General features: G+C 65.1%; 17 protein-coding genes. All 17 read right to left on the bottom strand.

Annotation, left to right across the window (positions count from 1 at the left end):
* Positions 1-6: 6 nt before the first annotated feature.
* On the bottom strand, positions 7-918 hold the full coding sequence (locus HG250_RS12155; RefSeq protein WP_170005596.1) for an NAD(P)H-binding protein: 912 nt from the start codon (positions 916-918) through the stop codon (positions 7-9).
* On the bottom strand, positions 915-2,048 hold the full coding sequence (proB, locus tag HG250_RS12150; RefSeq protein WP_170005595.1) for a glutamate 5-kinase: 1,134 nt from the start codon (positions 2,046-2,048) through the stop codon (positions 915-917). The genes HG250_RS12155 and proB overlap by 4 nt, the downstream gene beginning before the upstream one ends.
* 43 nt (positions 2,049-2,091) lie before the next feature.
* Positions 2,092-3,147, bottom strand: coding sequence for a GTPase ObgE (obgE, locus tag HG250_RS12145; RefSeq protein WP_170005594.1), 1,056 nt, complete (start codon positions 3,145-3,147; stop codon positions 2,092-2,094).
* 240 nt (positions 3,148-3,387) lie between these two features.
* On the bottom strand, positions 3,388-4,524 hold the full coding sequence (locus tag HG250_RS12140; RefSeq protein ID WP_170005593.1) for a hypothetical protein: 1,137 nt from the start codon (positions 4,522-4,524) through the stop codon (positions 3,388-3,390).
* Between the two features lie 174 nt (positions 4,525-4,698).
* The gene (locus HG250_RS12135; protein WP_170005617.1) at positions 4,699-5,478 is read right to left on the bottom strand and encodes a Bax inhibitor-1/YccA family protein; all 780 of its coding nucleotides are present in this window, start codon (positions 5,476-5,478) and stop codon (positions 4,699-4,701) included.
* A 111-nt stretch (positions 5,479-5,589) separates the two neighbouring features.
* Positions 5,590-6,378 carry a pyrroline-5-carboxylate reductase family protein gene (locus HG250_RS12130; protein ID WP_338103916.1) on the bottom strand — a complete coding sequence of 263 codons (789 nt, stop codon included), beginning with the start codon at positions 6,376-6,378 and terminating at the stop codon, positions 5,590-5,592.
* 38 nt (positions 6,379-6,416) lie between these two features.
* Positions 6,417-6,923 carry a type III secretion system chaperone family protein gene (locus tag HG250_RS12125; RefSeq protein ID WP_170005592.1) on the bottom strand — a complete coding sequence of 169 codons (507 nt, stop codon included), beginning with the start codon at positions 6,921-6,923 and terminating at the stop codon, positions 6,417-6,419.
* 161 nt (positions 6,924-7,084) lie between these two features.
* Positions 7,085-8,992 (bottom strand): tetratricopeptide repeat protein, encoded by a 1,908-nt coding sequence (locus HG250_RS12120; protein WP_338103917.1) that lies wholly within the window; start codon positions 8,990-8,992, stop codon positions 7,085-7,087.
* A gap of 271 nt (positions 8,993-9,263) precedes the next feature.
* Positions 9,264-10,949, bottom strand: a complete 1,686-nt coding sequence (ftsZ, locus tag HG250_RS12115) for a cell division protein FtsZ (RefSeq protein WP_170005590.1) — start codon at positions 10,947-10,949, stop codon at positions 9,264-9,266.
* A gap of 161 nt (positions 10,950-11,110) precedes the next feature.
* Entirely contained in the window at positions 11,111-12,412 is a 1,302-nt protein-coding gene (gene ftsA / locus HG250_RS12110) for a cell division protein FtsA (RefSeq protein ID WP_170005615.1), read from the bottom strand.
* Complete coding sequence (locus HG250_RS12105; RefSeq protein ID WP_170005589.1) at positions 12,412-13,320, bottom strand: cell division protein FtsQ/DivIB; 909 nt, start codon at positions 13,318-13,320, stop codon at positions 12,412-12,414. The genes ftsA and HG250_RS12105 overlap by 1 nt, the downstream gene beginning before the upstream one ends.
* Positions 13,313-14,338, bottom strand: coding sequence for a D-alanine--D-alanine ligase (locus HG250_RS12100; RefSeq protein ID WP_170005588.1), 1,026 nt, complete (start codon positions 14,336-14,338; stop codon positions 13,313-13,315). Before HG250_RS12100 ends, HG250_RS12105 begins: the two co-directional genes overlap by 8 nt.
* Before the next feature lie 38 nt (positions 14,339-14,376).
* Entirely contained in the window at positions 14,377-15,255 is an 879-nt protein-coding gene (gene murB / locus HG250_RS12095) for a UDP-N-acetylmuramate dehydrogenase (RefSeq protein WP_420821336.1), read from the bottom strand.
* A gap of 44 nt (positions 15,256-15,299) precedes the next feature.
* On the bottom strand, positions 15,300-16,733 hold the full coding sequence (gene murC / locus HG250_RS12090) for a UDP-N-acetylmuramate--L-alanine ligase (protein WP_170005586.1): 1,434 nt from the start codon (positions 16,731-16,733) through the stop codon (positions 15,300-15,302).
* Positions 16,730-17,932 (bottom strand): undecaprenyldiphospho-muramoylpentapeptide beta-N-acetylglucosaminyltransferase, encoded by a 1,203-nt coding sequence (gene murG / locus HG250_RS12085; RefSeq protein WP_170005585.1) that lies wholly within the window; start codon positions 17,930-17,932, stop codon positions 16,730-16,732. Before murG ends, murC begins: the two co-directional genes overlap by 4 nt.
* On the bottom strand, positions 17,929-19,167 hold the full coding sequence (locus tag HG250_RS12080; RefSeq protein WP_170005584.1) for an FtsW/RodA/SpoVE family cell cycle protein: 1,239 nt from the start codon (positions 19,165-19,167) through the stop codon (positions 17,929-17,931). The genes murG and HG250_RS12080 overlap by 4 nt, the downstream gene beginning before the upstream one ends.
* Entirely contained in the window at positions 19,164-20,534 is a 1,371-nt protein-coding gene (gene murD, locus HG250_RS12075) for a UDP-N-acetylmuramoyl-L-alanine--D-glutamate ligase (RefSeq protein ID WP_170005583.1), read from the bottom strand. Before murD ends, HG250_RS12080 begins: the two co-directional genes overlap by 4 nt.
* Positions 20,535-20,538 lie beyond the last annotated feature (4 nt).

Genomic DNA, 20,538 nt, shown 5'->3' with positions numbered 1-20,538 from the left:
AAGCCGCTAGAGCCAGCCTTCCCTGCGGTACCAATCCGCCGTTCCCTGAAGCCCCGCCGTCCCGCCGATGCGCGGCTGCCATATGTCCTTCGGCACGGCCGCATCCGGCGAGGCGACCCAATCGGGGTGGATCATGTAGCCGACCCGGTCCGCCGTCAGTCTGGCGCCGCCGCCCCGCAGCATGCCATCGATGCGGGCGCCGCCGCGCAGCACTGCTGCAGGCAGTGCCGGTGTCCAGACCCTGCGTCCCACCGCCCGCCCGATGGCTTCGCCCAGTTCCCGATGCGTCCAGCCGCCGACCTTGCCGTCATCAGGTTCGAAAATGCGGTGGCTGGTGCGGTCATCCTGCGGGATCAGCGCGACCAGGAGATCGGCCAGGTCGCGCACATGGATCAGCGATGTGCGGCCTGCCGGAGGCATTGGCACGACGCCCCATTTCGCGCTGCGGAACAGTTCGAACAACTCGCCGTCATGCGGTCCGTAAACTGCGGGAGGGCGTACGATCGTCCAGTCCATGCCGCTGGCGGCAACTATGCGTTCCGCCTGCCGCTTGCTCTTGCCGTAGCGGGATAGCCCCGGCTCACGGGCGGAGAGGGACGATACGAGGATGAACCGCGGAACCCCGGCAGCCTGCGCGGCACGGCAGACGGCCATGGTACCGGCGACATTCCCGGCGTGAAAACCTGCGGCATCGGGTGCATTGGTTACCCCGGCGACATGTATGACGGCTTCCGCATTACCGGCCAGCCGCGCAAGCGCATCGTCATCGGCCAGATCGCCCTTGATCCATGACTGCCCTTCGCGCGAAATCTCCGGCACCTTGCGCGCCAAGGCGCGTGTTTCGAGGAAATCGCGCTCGAGCGCATCGAGCAGGGCACGGCCGACGAACCCCGTCCCTCCGGTGACGGCGACGGTCACAGCAACACCAGCGAATCGCGGTGCATCACTGTCGAGCGCGGCATGTGCCCGAGGGCTGCCTCGTGCTGCGCCAGCGGCATGCCCATGATCCTGCGGCAATCATCGGCAGAATATTCGACGAGTCCCCTGCCGATCAACCCGGCGTCCTCTGCCCGTATCGTCACCAGATCACCTCGCGAGAAGTCACCTTCCACCTCGACGATGCCCGCCGCCAGCAGACTGGCCCCCGATCTCAGCGCGGCGATGCACCCCGCATCTGCGACCAGCGCGCCCCTGTCGGCCTTGCGCCCGCCGAGCCACGCCTTGCGGCCCCGATCCTTTCCGGACGGCATGAAGAGGGTGCCGCGCTTCGACATTACCAGCCGCCCAAGCGGCCCGGCATATGTGCCATTCACGATGGCCAGCGTAATCCCGGCACGTCCTGCTATTTCCGCAGCGGCGACTTTTGCCGCCATGCCTCCCGTGCCCACACCTGCCACATCCGCGCCGCCGGCCATGGCGTGAATTGCTCCGTTCACGGCGGTTACGACAGGTACCAGTTCGGCTCCTTCGTCATGCGGATGGCCGGTGTACAACCCGTCCACATCCGACATCAGCAGCACACCGCCGGCCCCTGCCGCCTGCGCGATCCGGGCCGCCAGACGGTCATTGTCGCCAAAGCGGATTTCACCGGTCGCCACACTGTCATTTTCGTTCACCACCGGCACCGCGCCTGCATCCAGCAGGCGCTGCAAGGTGGCGGAGGCGTTCAGATAGCGGCGCCGGTCTTCCAGATCGTCCAGCGTCAGCAGCAACTGCGCCGCCGTCAGACCGTGCCGCGCCAGCGCATCCGACCAGAGCCCCGCCAGTGCAATCTGCCCGACCGCCGCCGCTGCCTGCGCATCGGCCAGGTTCGCCCTGCCCCCGTGCGGCAGGTTCAGCCGGGCGGCGCCGAGGGCGATCGCCCCCGAACTGACGATGACGATCCGCTGTCCGGTGCGGCGCTGATCCGCCACTTCGCCTGCGAGCACGTCCATCCAGTTCTTCCGCGCTGCGCCCTCTTTCCCGACGATCAGGGAGGAACCGATCTTGATGACGAGCAGCGACGTCTGCACCGAATCGAGCAAGCCAGCAAGTGACGGAGAATTCATCGGTTTGTCTGCTGATGGATGGAGTTTGCAGGGGAACAATATGTCAGAGCGGCGACCATTCCGGCAGATCCGCCTCATCCTCGGTTTCGATACCCCTGGTTTCTGTCGATGTGCGATCCGGCAGATAGGAAAGCACGGCATCGAGCAGGGCATCCACTCCCTCGCCGGTTGCCCCCGACACGGCAAAGACTCGCTCCGCACCGGCAGCCAGCAGTTCGGCTGCGAAACCTTCCGCCAGTTCGGCATCGGCCAGATCGGTCTTGTTGAGCGCGACGAGCTTCGGCTTGTCCGCCAGCCCCGCGCCGTAATTCGCCAGTTCTTCTTCCACCGTCTGCATGGCGGCGGCAGGATCGTCGCCCGAGATATCGACCAGATGGATCAGGACGCGGCACCGTTCGATATGGCCGAGGAACCGGTCACCGATGCCTGCACCATCGGCCGCCCCGGCAATCAGGCCCGGGATGTCGGCAAGCACGAATTCACGGCCCTTGTGATGCACGACGCCGAGTTTGGGAATCAGGGTGGTGAAGGCATAATGGCCGACCTTCGCTCCGGCGTTCGATACCTGGTTGATGAAGGTCGATTTACCGGCATTCGGCAAGCCCAGCAGGCCAACATCGGCGAGCAGTTTCAGGCGCAGCCAGACATACATCTCCTGCGCCGCTTCGCCCGGCTGATGCTGGCGGGGCGCCCGATTGGTGCTGGTCTTGTAGCTCGCATTTCCGCGGCCGCCCATGCCGCCTTCCAGAAAGGTGATCCGCTGCCCCACTTCGGTGAAGTCGGCGAGAACCTCCTCCTTGTCCTCCGACAGGATCTGCGTCCCCACCGGCACGGCTATGACGAGGTTGTCCGCGCCCTTGCCCGTGCGGTCGCGCCCCATGCCGTGCCCGCCGCGCGGAGCCTTGAAATGCTGCGAATAGCGGAAGTCGATGAGCGTATTGAGGCCCTGAACGGCTTCGAAGACGATATCGCCGCCCTTGCCGCCATTGCCGCCGTCTGGCCCGCCATATTCGACGTATTTCTCACGTCGGAAGCTGACCCCTCCGGGGCCGCCCGCGCCGGAACGAATGAAAATCTTGGCCTGATCGAGAAAATGCATGCAGCCTTATCCGGCGATTGGCGCATCAGCGCAAGTGATTGGCCGGTCGGACCGGGCCGGATCGCCATCGAATTACGGCAATTGGACGAGATGAAGAATTGCGAGGCGTGGCAATTAGGGTCAAAGCCCCGCTTTCCGTTCGCAACACGCCCCCTCGGCCTGCTGTTTCGGCAACGCTGCTTTGCCCCTCCGGGTAATTTCCCGGTCGGGTGGATCAGCCATGCCGAAACAGAATATGGCTCACCTTGACAGAGTTCCATTAGGATCATTGGCTACATCGCCCATGCCGAACTCCTGTTGGGGAGTGATGCCATCCTGCCCCGGCAATGGCGCATCCAGATCGAAGCTCGGTCCCGGTGCCGGGGCATCTGCCGAAACATCGGAATATTGCATCGGCGCATAAGTGCCAGGTGTATAGGGATCCGCCGCAGCTGACCTTTCCTCACCTGGCAGCAGGAGAGGCACGGCGTTGCTGGGTGCGACTTCGACGGGGGTGACGACATTGCTGGCAACCCCGGTGGAAGGCGCTGCGACGACTTCGCTGCCGCTGGTCCCCATGCCCGCCGAAGGGGTAGTCAGCCCGGCCGCAGGCACAGCATCGACGGTGCCCGGCAGTGCGTAGGCTCCATTCGCCACACCTGCCTCGCCTGCAACGAGAGTGGCCCCGGAAGGACCGAATGCATCGTCATAGGACGCATAGACCGGCTGGCGCGGACCGTATTCCCTGTTCCACGCGGCCAGATTGACGCGGTATTGTTCGAAGGACTGGAAGAAGTCCTCGAACACGCTTTCCAGCACCGGCAGACTGCGTTCGGCAAAGCTCTGCAGATCCGCAGGATTGACCATCAGCGCCTCGTTGCTGACCGCCAGGGCAGCGGCGCAGAACTGGTCCTTCGCCGGCGGTGTCGCAAAGTAATTGTAGACCCTGGTCATATACAGATCCTGCTCGTCCCGCGCGAGGCGCTTCTGCCCGTAACGATCGACGAATTCCGACGTGACCGCCTTGTTTGCCGTGCCCAGCGCCTTCTCGTTGCTGTCGAGGAACTGCGTATAATTGGGCAGGATGCCGACGAATTGCGGCTCGAGGCAATTCAACGCCGCGACATTCAGCGCCGAGCGGAGGTTCCAGACAGTCTGCGCTGGCGATATATGCGCGTTTACCGTCATACGCGTACCGTCAGGGCCGATCTGCGGGATCGGCATCGTTGCGCTGGCATTGCCGGGCGGCACCGGCTGCGGCGGAATAACCTTCGCGACGGGCGGCGGCGGCGGAGGAGGCGGCGGCGGCGGTGGGGGTGAAGTCGTGCAGGCAGACAGGGCGATGATTCCCGTTGCAACCGCGAAATAGCGAATCTTCAATGGTGGACTGTAGGACATCTGGTGCGAACCCTCCTCGGCGCTGCGAACAGCGTGGCAGCGCGTATCTTGCGCTGCGATGAAGGGAAGAGCCTACAGAATCAAGATGGTAAAGAAAATGCCCGGAATGCACGAATGGCACTCCGGGCACGATGAATCGAGGCGGCCAGCAGATCGCCTGCCGGTCGCTGCCCTTTATTCCCGGCTGCCCATGAACCGCAGCAGGAACAGGAACATGTTGATGAAGTCGAGATAGAGGCTGAGCGCGCCCATCACGACCATCTTGCCGGTGCTGACAGCCTGCGCCGCGCCGGGATTGGTCAGCGTCATCTGCTGCACCGCCAGGTAATCGTTCTTGAGACGCTGCGTATCATAGGCGGTGAGTCCTGCGAAGATCAGCACGCCAAGAAAGCTGATCGCCAGTTCCAGCGTCCCCGAACCCAGGAAGATATTGATGATGCTGGCGATGATCAGGCCGATCACGCCCATGATCAGGAAGCTGCCCCAGGCCGAAATGTCCTTCTTCGTGGTGTAACCCCACAGGCTGAGACCGGCAAAGGCACCGGCCGTGGCGAAGAACGTCGCGGCGATCGATTCACCCGTATAGACGAGGAAGATCGTCGAGAGCGACAGGCCCATCACGGTCGCGAAGGCCCAGAACAGGCCCTGCAGCGTCGCCTTGCTGAACTTGTTGTAACCGGCGCCCATCGCGATCACGAAGCCGAGCGGTGCCAGCATGACGATCCAGCTGAGAATCCCGCCGCCCTGGAACAGGGTTGCGGCCATGCCTGACTGTGCGAACAGCAGCGCCACGATGCCGGTAAGCAGGACACCCGATGCCATGTAATTGTAAATCGAAAGCATGTGCTTCCGAAGGCCCGCGTCGAAGGTGGTCCGACCGGTGACGTCACCGGTCGTCCCGGTGGCCGTGCCGAACCCCGTGCGCGTGCGCGGATTGTCGTTCCAATTCGCCATTTCGATCTCTACTCCATTGCCGGCAGGCTGTTGTCGTGCCGGTATGTCCGCAATATCGGCATTATTGCCGCGAAATTCAAGCAAAACCGGCCCCTATGGACGGATTTCGGATTAACCTTTGCCCGCAGCCTCCGCTGCCATTTCCGCGCCCCTGTCGCGGGCCGCGCGAAGAGTTTCGGTCAGCAATTCGGCCAGCGCACCGCAATCGTCCAGCACATCCAGCCCGCGCCTCGTCATCCCGTTGGGGCTGGCAACTTCGTCGGCCAGTTGCGCGGGCGATCTGTCCGCTCCGGCGGCAAGTACAGCGGCCCCATGCACCATGCCGAGCGCCAGACGCGCCGCCAGTTCATCATCCAGCCCCAACCGCGATCCCGCTTCTGCAAACCCGTCGATGACACGGTAGAGGAAGGCGGGACCGGACCCGGCCAGCGCCGTCGCGGCATCGTAACCGGCCTCCTGCGCCATCCATTCCGCATGGCCGAGCGCATCGGCAAGTTCGGTGACCCGCGCCGCAATCCGATCGTCCACACTGCCCGCCAGCAGAATGGGCGAAAGATTGAGCGCCACCGCGAGATTGGGCATGAAGCGAACGATGCCGCCGGCTTCGGGAAAGGCTTCGCCAAGCTGCGTCAGCCCCACACCTCCAAGAATCGAGATCACAAGCGTATCCTGCCCGGCAAGCGACTGCATCGCAGGGGCCAGTTCGGGGAGCAATTGGGGTTTGAACCCCAGGATTATCGTATCCGGCGCCCGGTCCGGCCATTCGGTCACCATCCTCACCCCGCCTGGAACCGGCTTGGCACGAGGGTTGTAGACGGTGAAACTTGCGGGCGCATAGCCAGCGCGCAGCCAGCCGGTCAGCATCGCCTGCGTCATCGTGCCGAACCCGGCTATCAGCACGTGGCCGCACGGGTTCGGAACCGGGGCCTCCGCCACGCTCAGGCTTCGCCTATCGCATCGACCATCGCGCTTTCCAATGCCTGCTGCGGGGCCTTTTCGCCCCAGAGCACGAATTGGAAGGCGGGATAGAAGCGGTCACATTCCGATACCGCCGTTTCGACCAGGGCCTGTGCCTGGCCGACGCTGAGAAGACCGTCGTCGCCCAGCATGGTGGCATGGCGATAGGCGACGATCCCGCCGGCGGACCAGATATCGAAATGGCCCAGCCAGACCTGTTCGTTGACCAGCGCGAGCAATTCATGCGCCGCACGCATTCTCGGCTGCGCCACGCGAATTTCGGGCAGGCAGAGCAGTTGCAGGACATTGTCTTCGCTCCGCCAGATCGCGCGCAGCTGATATCGGGTCCACGCACCCTGGATCTCTCCGGACATTTCCTCGTCGCTCAACGCATCGAAGGCCCAGCCTCGGGCTTCGAACAGGGCGGCAAGCATGTCGACCGGTGCAGCATCCTCGCCCCTGGGGAGAGTATCATCACGGTCGGTCATCACGGGCGGGGTTCTATTCGTCTCATGCCGCAGGGATGCATCGACCCTGCCGCCCGGCGCAATAGCGCCCCCCATCCGCTTCTGGGGACAAGTCGGCTGGCTTGTTCAAAGCCTGTGCACAAGCCGGCTGCCCCGCTTCGGACGTTCAGGCGAACAAACACTCAGCCAAGCGGCTCGACAGCCTCGCCCGCGCGGCTGGTGAATACGAAGCTGTCGATCTCTTCCGCTTTCAGCGCGGTGACCAGCTCCTGCGCGGCGGAGCGCGATTCCATCGGCCCGGCCAACAGGCGGTTCGCCTCGTTCCATTCTGCGAGATGACCTTTCCGCCCCGCCAGCAGATCGCCTGCCTTGCGGCTGATCCGGCGCCAGTCGAAAGCCAGGGCTTCGCGATCGCGCCCTGTTGCCACCTGCACCCAGATGCGGCTGGGATGTGCGGGCGGCGGCGGGGTCTCTGCCACGGGCGGGGCGGCGCGCACCTCGGCCTGCCGTACCTCGCGCGGCGGAGTGATGGACGTGATGTCGACGCCGCCGACAGGCGCGGCGGCAGGAGCAAGGCTGAATGCGGCGAAAGCTTCCTCGAGGCTGGCAGGTTCCGGCAGGGTCTGCGTTACCGGGACACCGCCGGTGGTGGCCGCGGGCGGTTCCTGCCGGGCGACGATGACCGGCGCTGCCGCCGCAGACATTGCAGCGGCAGGTGACCTGTCCGCCGTCAGGCTATTTCCTGCAGAGTCATCCGGCGCAGGGCCATCCGGCGCAGGATCAGCCAGTGTAATGGCCCGGCGGACAATCCGTGCTTGCGGCGCGGCAACTTCCGCAAGCCGCGCCGGCGCGGCGTTCCCATCCGCTGGCAAGGCAGGCAGCTCGCCACCTGCGACCTGCGCAGCGGCTCCCGCCGGTTGAGGCGCGTCGAGGCGTATGCCCGACAGCGGCGCGGCAGGCACCTGCGCCTGGATTTCTGCCTGAGCCTGAGCCGGCAAGGCTCTTTGAGCCTGCGCCGCCGCTCGTCCCGGCCGTGCAGCGCCCGCAGCGGAGCGCCGGTCCGATCGCGCCATACGGGCCGCTATGCGGGCGCGCCTCCGCGTTTCCGGGTCGTTCTGAGGCACCTGTTCGGCGAGGCTGGGCTCGCCTGAACGCCTGGAATTCCGCAGATTCACGCTGCGTGTCTTGCGCGGCTGCCTGGGCGAAGCGGCAGAACTGCTGCCTGCACTCGCCGTGGCCTGGCCCGCCGACCCGCCGAGCGGCGGCCCGGATGGCGTGAGGCGAGATCCGCTGGCGACTGCCTGCGGAAAGGTCTGCACGGCCATCGGCGGCGAGGCTGCGGCATTGGCCGAATATTGCGCGATGCGGGGATCGTCGCGGCCAATCTGCGCCGCGCGCGGAAAAATGCCAAGATTGCCGGCGGCCGCCTGCTGCGCGCGGGTCAGGCGCGGCATGTACCGCAAATATGGCACGATCCTGTCTGAAAGGGGGCCGGGCATCACTGCCTCGGCGATCGCGACGGCTTCCTCTTCATGCCCCAGAATGGCAAGCCCGAAAGCCCGCACCCGATAGGCACCGAAATCGCGGCTGTTCAGCATCGGCAGAAGGGTTTGTTCAAAGCCTTCGCGATCGCCCGAAATGGCCTGGCTGAGCGCGAGCCTGCGCTGCATTTCGGCATCGCCGCCGCTGCTCAGCGCCCTGCGGTACTGCGCCTGCGCGCTGGCATTGTCACCGACGAGGTCATAGGCGAGCCCCCGGTCGCCGGCGAGTGCAGCCGTCGAAGCGCCCGCAGTTTCGGCTTCGGAGAACAGGCGCAGCGCCTCCAGCGGACGATCCGACCGCAGGAAGGCACCCGCCAGCCCGACCTTGATCCGCGGATTTCCGGGCGAGAGATCCTCTGCTCGACCGAAAAAACCGATCGCCGCATCGATATCGTTCAATTGCAGCGATGCCGTTCCTGCATCGATCAGGGCGTCCAGATCTCGCGTGTCGCGGGCCAGCCGGCGCAGGGCGGCCTGCAAATCGGCAATTGCCGGCGACGGCAGTGCCTGCACCACCGGCTGCGATACCGCCTGTGCCGCCACCGGCACCGCAAGCAAGCCACCAACGCCTGCAAGCGTCGACGCCCCCGCAAGCCTCAAGGCGGCGATTCGCGTCCTACCAGAACATGACAGCGGCTGCGATTTACCGGGGCGGGATAGGGCGTTATGGATAATCTGCTCCTGCATGCTGATCAACCGACGCTCCTGATCGACGATCCATCGAAATCGCAGGGTGCCAGTGCAGCCTTAACCTGCACGGAACGACCAGCGGAAGCGCGATTCGCCGGCAGCTGGCCGCGACCGGCCGCCAACGCGCCGGTCACTGGTTGTTCTGACGCCCCAGGAAACGCGGAATGCTCAGCGAGGATGCATCGTCGTCATCGTCCCTGCTCGTGTCCGAACCGCGCGACAGATTGGCCATCCGCTCGAACAGCGTGCTGCCCCCGCCCGCACCGGCGCGGGGCGCGGGCCTTCGCGGCTGATTGTCACCATCACCGGAGACAAGACCGCGTCGGCGGCCCTGGCTATTCGCCTCCACCGGGCGATCTTCCTCCGCAAGCCGGTCGGCGTTCCGCAGAAGCTCATCCTGGCTTCGACGCACTGCGGCCCGATGTGCGCTTTCGGCTTCCTTGTCGGCGGTCAGGTCGAGCGGTTCGTCGTTGCTGCGACTTTCCCCGGCAGAACCGACCACGCCCACACCGCTGCTTTCGGCAGGAGAAGCGAGCCGGCCGCTGCCACCATTATCCGATGCACTTTCCGAAGCATCGTCCGATGCATTCCGCAGTCCTGCGAGCGGGTCGACGATCTCGTCGACATCGTCTTCGCTCTCGTCGAATTCCTCGTCATCATAATCGCCCTGCGGCTGTCCGGCGCCAAAGCGTGCGCTATCGCCCGCATCGGCATAGATCGCCGGCTCTTCCGCTGGCATCTCCTCATCTTCGGCGGGCAGTTCGAGGACCGGGCGCTTCGGCGCGCGCGCGGCACCAAGCGAGAAATTGCGGTTGCCGGCAGGCGACGCCGGTGCGGCGGATCGGTCGCCCGTCTGCTCGATGCCGGTTGCGACTACCGATACGCGAATCTTGCCGTCGAGATCGGGATTGAAGGCCGAACCCCAGATGATGTTCGCGTCTTCGTCCACCAGTTCGCGGATGTGATTGGCCGCTTCGTCCACTTCCAGCAGCTTCATGTCCTCGCCGCCGATGATGGAAATGATCACACCTTTCGCGCCGGCCATGCTGACCCCGTCGAGGAGCGGGTTGGCAATGGCGCGTTCGGCTGCCTCGAGGGCGCGATTCTCGCCTTCGCCCTCGCCGGTGCCCATCATCGCCTTGCCCATCTCCTCCATCACGGAACGCACATCCGCGAAATCGAGATTGATGAGGCCAGGCATGACCATCAGATCGGTAATGGAACGGACGCCCTGCTGCAGCACCTCGTCGGCGAGCTGGAAGGCTTCCTTGAAGGTCGTTTCCGCCTTGGCGACAAGGAAAAGGTTCTGGTTGGGAATGACGATCAGCGTATCGACATGCTTCTGCAATTCGTCGATGCCGGCCTCTGCCGCACGCATCCGGCGGGTGCCCTCGAACAGGAAGGGCTTGGTGACGACGCCGACGGTCAGTACGCCCTTGCGCCTTGCGGCTTCGGCGATGACGGGCGCCGCGCCGGTGCCGGTGCCGCCGCCCATTCCGGCCGCGATGAAGCACATGTTCACGCCTTCGAGCGCGTCCTCGATGTCGCCCACCGTCTCTTCCGCCGCTGCCTTGCCCACTTCGGGACGGGCGCCTGCACCGAGCCCGCCGGTGATGTCGGGCCCGAGCTGGATGCGCTGTTCCGCGGCGGCATTGGTCAGCGCCTGCGCGTCCGTATTCGCGACGATGAATTCGACCCCTTCGATGTCGGCCTGGATCATGTTGGCAATGGCATTGCCGCCCGCGCCGCCGACCCCGATCACGGTGATCTTGGGGCGCATGTCGTCTACGGCAGCGGGTCCGATATTGATGCTCATGTTACAGCTTCCCTCCGGGGAAAATCAGCGATTTCTGTTCAAGACCTGAAAATATAACGCCTTGGCGTCGCCATTCTGGCATATTCGCTCCCGATTTGCACGGGCCGCAGCGGATTGTCCACAGTGGTTGACCAGGTGCAGGAGCGCGGCAGGGCAAGGCATCAGAAATATTCCCTGACCGCCCGGGCGACGCGCCCGATCAGCTTCATTCCGGTATAGCGGGTCGTCTGCATGTCGCGGTCGCCCAGCGTGCGGATATCGACGGGATCTTCGGAGGCATAGAGGCACAGGCCGGCAAGCGTCGAAAACCCCGGTGCGGAATGCGCTTCGGGCAGCCCGCGCAATGCGGGCGGCCGGCCAATCCGCACCGGGCGGCCGAGAGCGCCTTGTGCAAATTCGGCAAAACCGGCCAGTTCGGCGCCGCCGCCGGTCAGCACGACCTGCCCGCCCTTTGCTCCCGTAAAGCCCATGGCCTTGAGGCTGCGGCCGATCTGGTCCGTAAGGGAGGACAATTGCTGGGTGACGACCGAAACCAGTTCCGCGCGCGGGATGCGATTGGCATCGTCCGCACCGCGTGCCATCGCATCCGCCCCGCGCGAAGCGGCTTCGGAAGGTCCGTCCCCGGGGCCGTTTACCGGTACCATCTCGCGATGGTCGGTCGGGCTGGCGATGGCCGAACCCGCGACGCATTTCAGCCGTTCGGCCTGCGAACGGCGGATGCCGAAGGCGCTGGCTATGGCATCGGTGATATCGCCCGATCCCGTCGGAATGGCGGTGAGGCCCAGCAGCATGCCGCCGGCATGAACCGAGACATTGGTTACCTCTCCGCCGATCTCGATCAGGGCCACGCCCAGTTCCCGTTCCTCGGGCGTCAGGCAGGCGTGCCCGGTGGCGATCGGTGCGGCGACCACGGCTTCGACCCCGAGATGGGCGCTCTGCACCGCTTCCAGCAAATTGCGGACCGGCGCGCCATCGGCCAGCATGACGTGGATGTCGACGCCCAGCCGTTCGGCATGCAGCCCCTTCGGACTGGCGACGCCATGCACCCCGTCCAGCGTGTAATGCGCAGGCTGGGCATGCAGCACCTCGCGCCCGTCGGGCTGGATATTGTCGCGGGCGGCGAGGAGCAGGTGCTCGATATCCTCATCCTCGATCCGCCGACCGCCGATCTCGACCTCGACCTTGGCGATCTGGCTGGCGAGCCCTGCGCCCGAACAGCCGACCCAGACGCTGCTGATGCTGGTGCCCGCATTGCGCTCCGCCCGTTCGACCGCGTCGCGTATGGCGTGAGTCGCTGCCGCCATATCGGTGACATAACCGCGTTTGATGCCTTCGCTGGCGCGGTGGCCCGATCCCAGCACGACCAGGTCACCGGTTTCCGATACCCCCATGATCATGGCGGAAATGCGGAAGGAGCCGATGTTCACGGCCCCGAAGACCTTGCTGATGCGCGGCATGCCCATCACGGGTTCTCCCGGCTTTCGAGCATTTCATTCGCCCGTCCCGGAATGCGGCCATAGATGCGATCGGGCACGCGCATGTCGAAAGTGGCGATCTGTCCGCCAAGGAAGCGGCGCGTTCCATCCATTCGCGCGAAGGAGATCAGCGCCTTGGCCGAAGCATCCTCGCCTTGCGGCAGTGCAAGCACCTGATTGGTGGCGAAGGTCAGGTTCCAGCGGCGGTTGCCGATCCATTCGGCGTGCCCGACGCGCGATTTCAGTGCAGGGGCAGCATCGAGCAGATCGGTCAGCGCGCCGACCTGCCGCTGCGCGCCGGGGCCGGAGATCACCAGCATCCCCTTGCTTTGCCGGGCAGAGATGGGTTCAAGTTCCGCACCACTCGGATCGATCAGCATCATCCGGTCGGCGCGGGCGAGCACCGCGTGCGGCGTGCGCTCGACGATGTCGACCACCAGCGTATCCGGCAGCTGGCGCGAAATGCGCGCATCCTTCACCCAATTGAGGTCGAGCATCTGGAGGCGCACTGCATCGAGGTCGACCAGCGGCATCGGGCGATCGCGTTCGCCCAGTGCGCGCTCATACACCTTCAATTCGTTCATCCGCTCCACGCCGCTGACCTGCACCCTGCGCACCTCGAAGCCTGCGTCGGACGCGATCCGGGCGACCTGCTGCGTCGCCATGGCCGGCACCCCGGCAAGACTGGCCACGAACCAGGCCAGCGCCACGGCCGCGCCGAGGATGATCGCGAGGAAGATGCGGTGCAATTGTTCTTCGGTAAACGGCAGCACCTGCATCGCGGCGTCCATCGCGCTGCCGGTCTTCGCCCTGGCCCGGCGCGCATTGGCGGCGCGGCTGGAGGCTGCGGCCGCGCGCCTGACCCCCTTGCCCTTGCGCTTGATGCGTTCAGCCATCGCTTCGTCCCCCGGTCTGGCCACCGTTTTGGCCCCCGGTCTCAAGCCTGTTTGCGCTGGCCGCGCCATCCGAATGGAACCGGAGCGCTTCGGCGAGGATCGCTTCCACGAGATCGGCATAGCTCATTCCGCAGAGCAGCGCCTGTTCGGGCACCAGGCTGAGCGGGGTCATGCCCGGCTGGGTGTTGGTTTCCAGCACGAACAAGCCTTCCTCTCCGCGTTCGTCATCCCAGCGGAAATCGGTGCGGCTGGTGCCCCGGCAGCCCAGCAGCCGGTGCGCGCGTGTGGCATATTGCAGGCACAGAGCCGTGAGGTTCTCCGGCAGCTGCGCCGGGCAGACATGTTCCGTCATGCCATCGGTATATTTGGCGGCGAAATCGTAGAAGCCGGCCTTTGGCTTGAGTTCCGTAACCGCCAGCGCCTGCGGACCATCCGGCCCGTCGATCACGGCGGTCGTCAATTCGCGCCCGCAGATGAAGGGTTCGGCCAGCAGGGTTTCAAATCGCTGCCACGGCCCTTCGGCATCATGCGGGATCGGCTGCGGATAACGCCCGTCATCCGTCACGATGGCGACGCCAACGCTGGAGCCTTCGTTGACCGGCTTCAGCACATAGGGACGCGGCAACGGGTCTGCCTTGTGCAATTCCTCGCTGCGTACGATCCGGCCACCCGGCATCGGCACCCCGTGCGGGACGAGCGCCTGTTTCGTCAGTTCCTTGTCGATCGCGATGACCGATGTCGCCAGCCCGGAATGAGTATAGGGGATGCCCATCAGATCAAGCATGCCCTGCACGGTGCCATCCTCGCCCGGGACTCCATGCAGCGCGTTGAAGACCACATCCGGCGCGGCCTCGGCAATGCGCGCGGCGACATCGCGGTCCATGTCGATGCGTGTGACGCGGTGGCCGCGACTTTCGAGCGCATCGGCGACGCCATTGCCGCTCATCAGCGATACGTCGCGTTCGTTCGCCCAGCCGCCCATCAGGACGCAGACATGCTGCCTTGCCAGTTTCGTCATGCCGGATCGTCCCTGCCTGCCATGTCCAGAACCATTGTTCAGGGCCGCCCCACCCGCTGGATTTCCCATTCGAGCGCCACGCCGAGCTTTTCGCGCACCCGGTTGCGTACCGCTTCGCCGAGGCCTTCTATATCGCCGCTGCTGGCATCGCCGGTATTGATGAGAAAATTCGCATGTTTTTCACTGACCTGCGCGTCCCCCATCATCAGACCCCGGCATCCGGCAGCGTCGACCATCTGCCAGGCCTTGCCTCCGGGCGGGTTCTTGAAGGTCGAGCCGCCCGTTTTCGTGCGCAGCGGCTGGCTTTCCTCACGCGCCTGCGCGATGCGGTCCATCTCGGCACCGATTGCCTCGGGGTCGCCCGGATGGCCCCGGAAGCGGGCCGCGGTGACGATAGCGCCTTCGGGCAGCGCGGAGTGACGGTAGGAATAGCGCAGATCCTCGACCGGCAGCGTGTGGCACTGGCCACCCGGCATCACGACGTCGCAATCGACCAGAATGTCAGCCACCTCGGCACCGTAAGCACCACCATTCATCCGCACGAAGCCGCCGACCGTGCCGGGAATGCCGCGCAGGAACTCGAGACCCGCCACGCCTGCGTCCCGCGCTTTTGACGCGACGAGAATACCGGCTGCGCCGCCGCCGCAACTGACCAGGCAATCTTCGCCGGCTTCGACATTTGAAAACGGCTTTCCCAGTCGGATCACCACTCCCGGCACGCCGCCGTCGCGGATGATGAGGTTCGATCCCAACCCCAGCGCCATCACCGGCATCTGTCCGTCCAGACGGGTGAGAAACAGGCGCAGATCGTCGACACTGGCAGGCTCGAACAGCCAATCCGCCGCTCCGCCGGATTTGAACCACACCAGCTTCGCCAGCGGAGCGTTCGCGGTCAGTTCGCCTTCGATCCCGTCCATCCAGACTGGCGGTTCCAGGTGGCGTTTATCCTTCAACGCGCGGGTCATGCCTGATGCTCCGCCACTGCGTCCGCAAGCTCGGCCGCCCAGCGGGTAATGTCGCCTGCGCCGAGGCAGACGACGATGTCGCCGCATTCTATCGTTTCGGCAAGGCTCTTCGCCAGCTGATCGAGACCGTCGACCGTGCGGGCCATGCGGTGCCCCCGGTCCTTCAGGCCGCTGACAAGCGTTTGCGCGCTGACGCCATCCAAAGGATCTTCTCCGGCCGCATAAACCGGTGTCACATAGACCAGATCGGCATCGTTGAAGGCCGTCTGGAAGTCGTCCATGAGATCGCCGAGCCGGGAATAACGGTGCGGCTGCATCACCGCGATGACCCGCCCCGGCATGCGCCCCGACGAAGCCGCCTCGCGCGCGGCGGACAATACGGCGCGGATCTCCACCGGATGATGCGCGTAATCGTCGATGATGCTTGCCGTGCCACCGCCAACCGCAACCTCGCCCACCTTGGTGAAGCGCCGCTTTACACCGTCGAACTGGTCGAAACCGTTGCAGATGACATCGGTGCCGCAACCCATCTCCAGCGCCACGGCGACTGCGGCGAGGGCATTCTGGACATTGTGCCGGCCCGGCATGGGCAGGCGGATATTCTCGATCCGCCGAAGGGTGCCGTCTCGTTCGCGCAGCACGGCGTCGAAGACGTTGCCGCCATCGTCGGGACGGATGTTGTCGCCCCGCAGATCGGCCTGTGCCGAAAAACCATAGGTGATAACGCGGCGGTCGCGGATCTTGGGGATAATGTTCTGCACCTCCGGGTGGTCGATGCACAAAATCGCCGCACCATAGAAGGGCACGTTCTCGATGAATTCGACAAAGGCGTCCTTTACGGTATCGAAATCACCGTAATGGTCGAGGTGTTCAGGGTCGATATTTGTGACCACCGCGATCTGGCCATCCAGGCGGAGAAAGCTGCCGTCGCTCTCGTCCGCTTCCACCACCATCCATTCGCTGTCGCCAAGCCGAGCGTTGGACCCGTATTGATTAATGATGCCGCCGTTGATGACCGTCGGATCGACTCCGCCCGCATCTAGCAGGGCCGCGATCATGCTGGTCGTGGTCGTCTTGCCATGGGTGCCCGCGACGGCGACGGTGCGTTTCAGCCGCATCAGTTCGGCCAGCATTTCCGCGCGCCGCACCACCGGAATACGGTTTTCGAGCGCCGCGGCCACCTCCGGGTTCGTCCGCTTCACGGCAGTCGAGGTGACGATCACTGCGGCATCGGTGACATTTTCAGGCGCGTGGCCGATCGCGACCGGAATGCCGCGGGCGCGCAGGCGGTCGACGCTCGGCCCTTCGGAAATGTCGGAACCCTGTATGCTGTAACCGAGATTGTGCATGACCTCGGCGATGCCCGACATGCCGATCCCGCCGATACCGACGAAATGTATGGTCCCGATGTCGGCTGCGACGCCTTTCACGATCCAGCCCCCTGCGGTGCCAACCGGCCACGTTCCTGCACTGCGCCCTGTGCCGTCCCCGGCCCTGCCCGGATCACGTCCATCATGTCGGCCCCGCCGAAACTCTCGACCAGATCCGCCAGATCCTCCGTCGCATCGGGGCGTCCGCAGTTCCACGCGCCATGCGCCGCCGTCGCCAGGCTTTCGGGATAATGCGCCAGCGCGTTGATCTGCTTTGCCAGTTCCTTCGCCGTGAAGCGTTGCTGGCGGATCGCCCTTGCCCCGCCCTTCGCCACGATCTCACGCGTGTTCGCCGCCTGGTGATCGTCGGTGGCGATCGGCAACGGTATAAGGATGGCAGGACGGCCCACCGCCGTCAGTTCCGCGATCGTCGATGCGCCTGCCCGGCCGATGAAAATATGCGTGTCCGCCAGCCTTGCCTGCATGTCTTCGAAATAGGTGCCGAGTTCGGCGGGTATGTCATGCGCCAGATAACGTTCGCGAACCGCGCCGATGTCTTCGGGTCTGCATTGCTGCGTCACCTGCAGACGGGCGCGCAGGGCGGGTGCCAGCATCGCCAGGCCGTCGGGCACCACTTCCGACAGGATGCGCGCGCCCTGGCTGCCGCCTGTAACCAGCACCCGCAACGGGCTGTCCTGCGTGAAGGCGGGATAGGGCTGATCGCGAAGCGCCAGTACCTCCGCGCGAACAGGGTTGCCGACAAGATGCACCTTGCCCGCATGCTTCGGCTTCAGATGCTCGATATCGGGATAGGCCGTGGCAATCGCCGCGACCTTGCCGGCGAGCAACCGGTTCACCCGCCCGAGCACCGCATTCTGTTCGTGAACGACGCTGGAAATGCCGGCCTTGTCCGCCGCCAGGAGGGCCGGCAGCGAAGGATAGCCGCCGAAGCCCACGACGGCGCTTGGCTGAAAGGTCTCGAACAGGCGAAGCGCCATGTTCCGCCCTTGCAACACCGCACGGGCACCCCGCAGCCACTGCAGGGGGTTTTTCCCGAACCGGCCCGCAGGCAGGACGTGGGCAGGCAGGAATTCCGGCTTGCCCGGGATTTCGGCCCCCCTGTCATCAGTGATCAGCGCCACGTGGTGACCTCGCCGATCCAGCTCGGCGGCCAGCGCGAAGGCCGGCAAAAGGTGCCCGCCCGTACCGCCCGCGGCGAGAACGAAATGGCGATTGGAACCGGGGTGTTCGCCGGTCATGTCCGTGGCCCTCCCGTGGCCGGTCTGCGGGTCATCAGCGCGCCCAGGCCCGGCGTATCGCGCCGCAGGAAGGGGTTTCGCCGGGTAATGGCCAGAAGCAGGCCGATGCCGAGGCATACCGCAATGGTGGACGACCCGCCATAGCTGACCAGCGGCAGGGTCATGCCCTTGGAGGGAAACATCTGCAGATTGACCAGCATGTTGATGAAGGCTTGCCCGCCCACCTGCGCGGCCAGCCCTGCTGCGGCTAGCACGGTAAACAAATCCTCTTCATCCACCAGGCGGGTCAGCACCCGGATGATGATGGCGAGATACAGCAGGACGATGACCGCACAGACGGCAAGTCCGAACTCCTCGCCGATGACCGAAAAGATATAGTCGGTATGCGCTTCCGGCAGGTTCATCTTCCGCACGCCGAGCCAGAAGCCGCTGCCGGTCCAGCCACCCGCCAGTAGAGTGCGTTCGGCCAGATCGACCTGATCGAAAGCCGTGCCGCCGCCGAGGAAATCGTCGATGCGGTGCCGGGCGTTGTCATAAAGAAAATACGTCGCCGTGAGCGCTGCAACACCGGCAGCCGAAATCGCGCCGATAAGCCCCAGCGAAACACCCGACAGCAGAAGCATGACGAACCAGACACCGGCGAACAGCATGGTGTCGCCAAGGTTGGGCTGCATCATCAGCAGGCCGCCCACCACCACCATCAGGCCGCTGATAACCCACATGACAGGAAGGTGCCGGTCCTTCAATTGCCACGATAATATCCACGCCAGCGCGATGGCAAAGGCCGGTTTCAGGAATTCCGAAGGCTGAAAGCCGACGCCCAGATTGATCCAGCGCCGCGCACCGTTCACTTCCGTGCCGATGAAGGGGACCATTACCAGCAGCGCGATCATCGCCCCTGCCAGGACGATCCCCACCCGCCGCGCCGCGCCCCGCGACAGCATGGATGCGCCGATCATCACGGCAAGGCCCAGCACCTGCCAGCGCAGATGCGCCCAATAGAAGAACAGTTCGGGCAAGGTCACGCCCGATGTCGACAGCCGCCGTGCGCTGGCGGGGGAGGCCGCAGCCACAGCCGCCGTGCCGATCACCATCAGGACGAGAACCAGGGCGAGCAGCACCCGATCGATCTCGCGCCACCAGATTCGCGCCGCGTTGCGCTTCGATGTTCGATAGCCGTAGTGCGCCGCGCCGCGGTCCGGACCATGTGGCATGTAGGGCTGAACGGTACTCATCGCTTTTGCATGCCCGCTTCCAGTCTGTTGCCGGTAAGCACTCCGACCACGGTGCGGAAATGGTCACCGCGCTTTTCGTAATCGCGGAACTGGTCGAAACTGGCGCAAGCGGGCGAAAGCAAAATGACATCCCCGGCCCTGGCCGATGCCAGGGCGCGGCGGGTTGCTTCGCAGATCATTTCCGACGCCTCGACAGGAACTTCACCGTCAAGCAATTCCGCGAAGCGCGGGCCGCTTTCCCCGACCGTATAGGCGCAGGCGACATTGCCGAGATATTGCGCGCATTCGCCCAGCCCGTCTTCCTTCGGAAGTCCGCCCACGATCCAGTGGATGCGCGGTGTGCCGCCATGGATCGCGTTATCGGGCGGGAAGGCCGCCAGTGCGGGCGCCGCCGAGGCGGGATTGGTCGCCTTGCTGTCATTCACGAACAATATGCCGCGATATTCGCCCAGCCGTTCCATCCGGTGCGGCAGTCCGCCGAACCTTCCAACCGCCGGTCCCCATTGCGCTTCCGTCACCCCGAGTTCCTCGACGATGGCGATGGCAGCTGCCGCATTCTCCAGATTATGCGGCCCTTGCAGCGAAGGCCAGAGATGTTGCTGGCCGGCATGACGGCCCATGTCGATGGACCGGACCCGGTCGGCCCCGCGTCTTTCCTGCGCCGCATCCCGGAAAGCCCGGGTCAGCGGATCGCCCGTTCCGAAGATCGCCAGCTGGCCGGAACCCTGCATGGCGAACAACCGGCTTTTCGAAAAGGCATAGCTCTCCAGCCCATCGTAGCGGTCGAGATGATCGGGCGAAATGTTCAGCAGGGCGGCGACTTCGCAGGCCAGCGACCGCGTGAGGTCGATCTGGTAGCTGGACAGTTCCAGCACATAGACGCCTGCCCCACTCTCATTGGGTTCGAGCGGTTCCGCTGCCAGCACCGGCAGGCCGATATTTCCGCCCATGCGGACCGGTCGCCCCGCTTCGCTCAAAATATGGGCGACTAGCGCGGTCGTGGTCGATTTGCCGTTGGTGCCGGTAATCCCCACCACCTGATGCGGCGGCAATTCGGCGCGCGCCTGCGCGAACAGTTCGATGTCGCCGACGATCGGCACGCCGAATTGCCGCGCGCGTTCGGTAATGGGGTGCGAATTGAGCGGAACGCCGGGCGACACGACCATCGCATCGAAGCCGGTCAGGTCGCAGGTCAGCGGGTCGGCAATCTGCGCTCGGCCGACAAAGGCCTCGCGCGGTTCCCCCTGCCGGTCCCATACGGTGACCTGCGCGCCGCTGGCGATGAGAGTTTCCGCCGCCGCCGCGCCCGAACGCGCGAGGCCAAGCACCGCGTAGCGTTTTCCGGCAAAGGCGGCGGAGGTGATCATCGCC

It is taken from the genome of Pseudopontixanthobacter vadosimaris (assembly GCF_012979275.1).
GTDB lineage: Bacteria > Pseudomonadota > Alphaproteobacteria > Sphingomonadales > Sphingomonadaceae > Pseudopontixanthobacter > Pseudopontixanthobacter vadosimaris.
The sequence above is the reverse complement of the archived record's forward strand: the minus strand, read 5'-3'. Positions and strand labels throughout refer to the sequence as shown.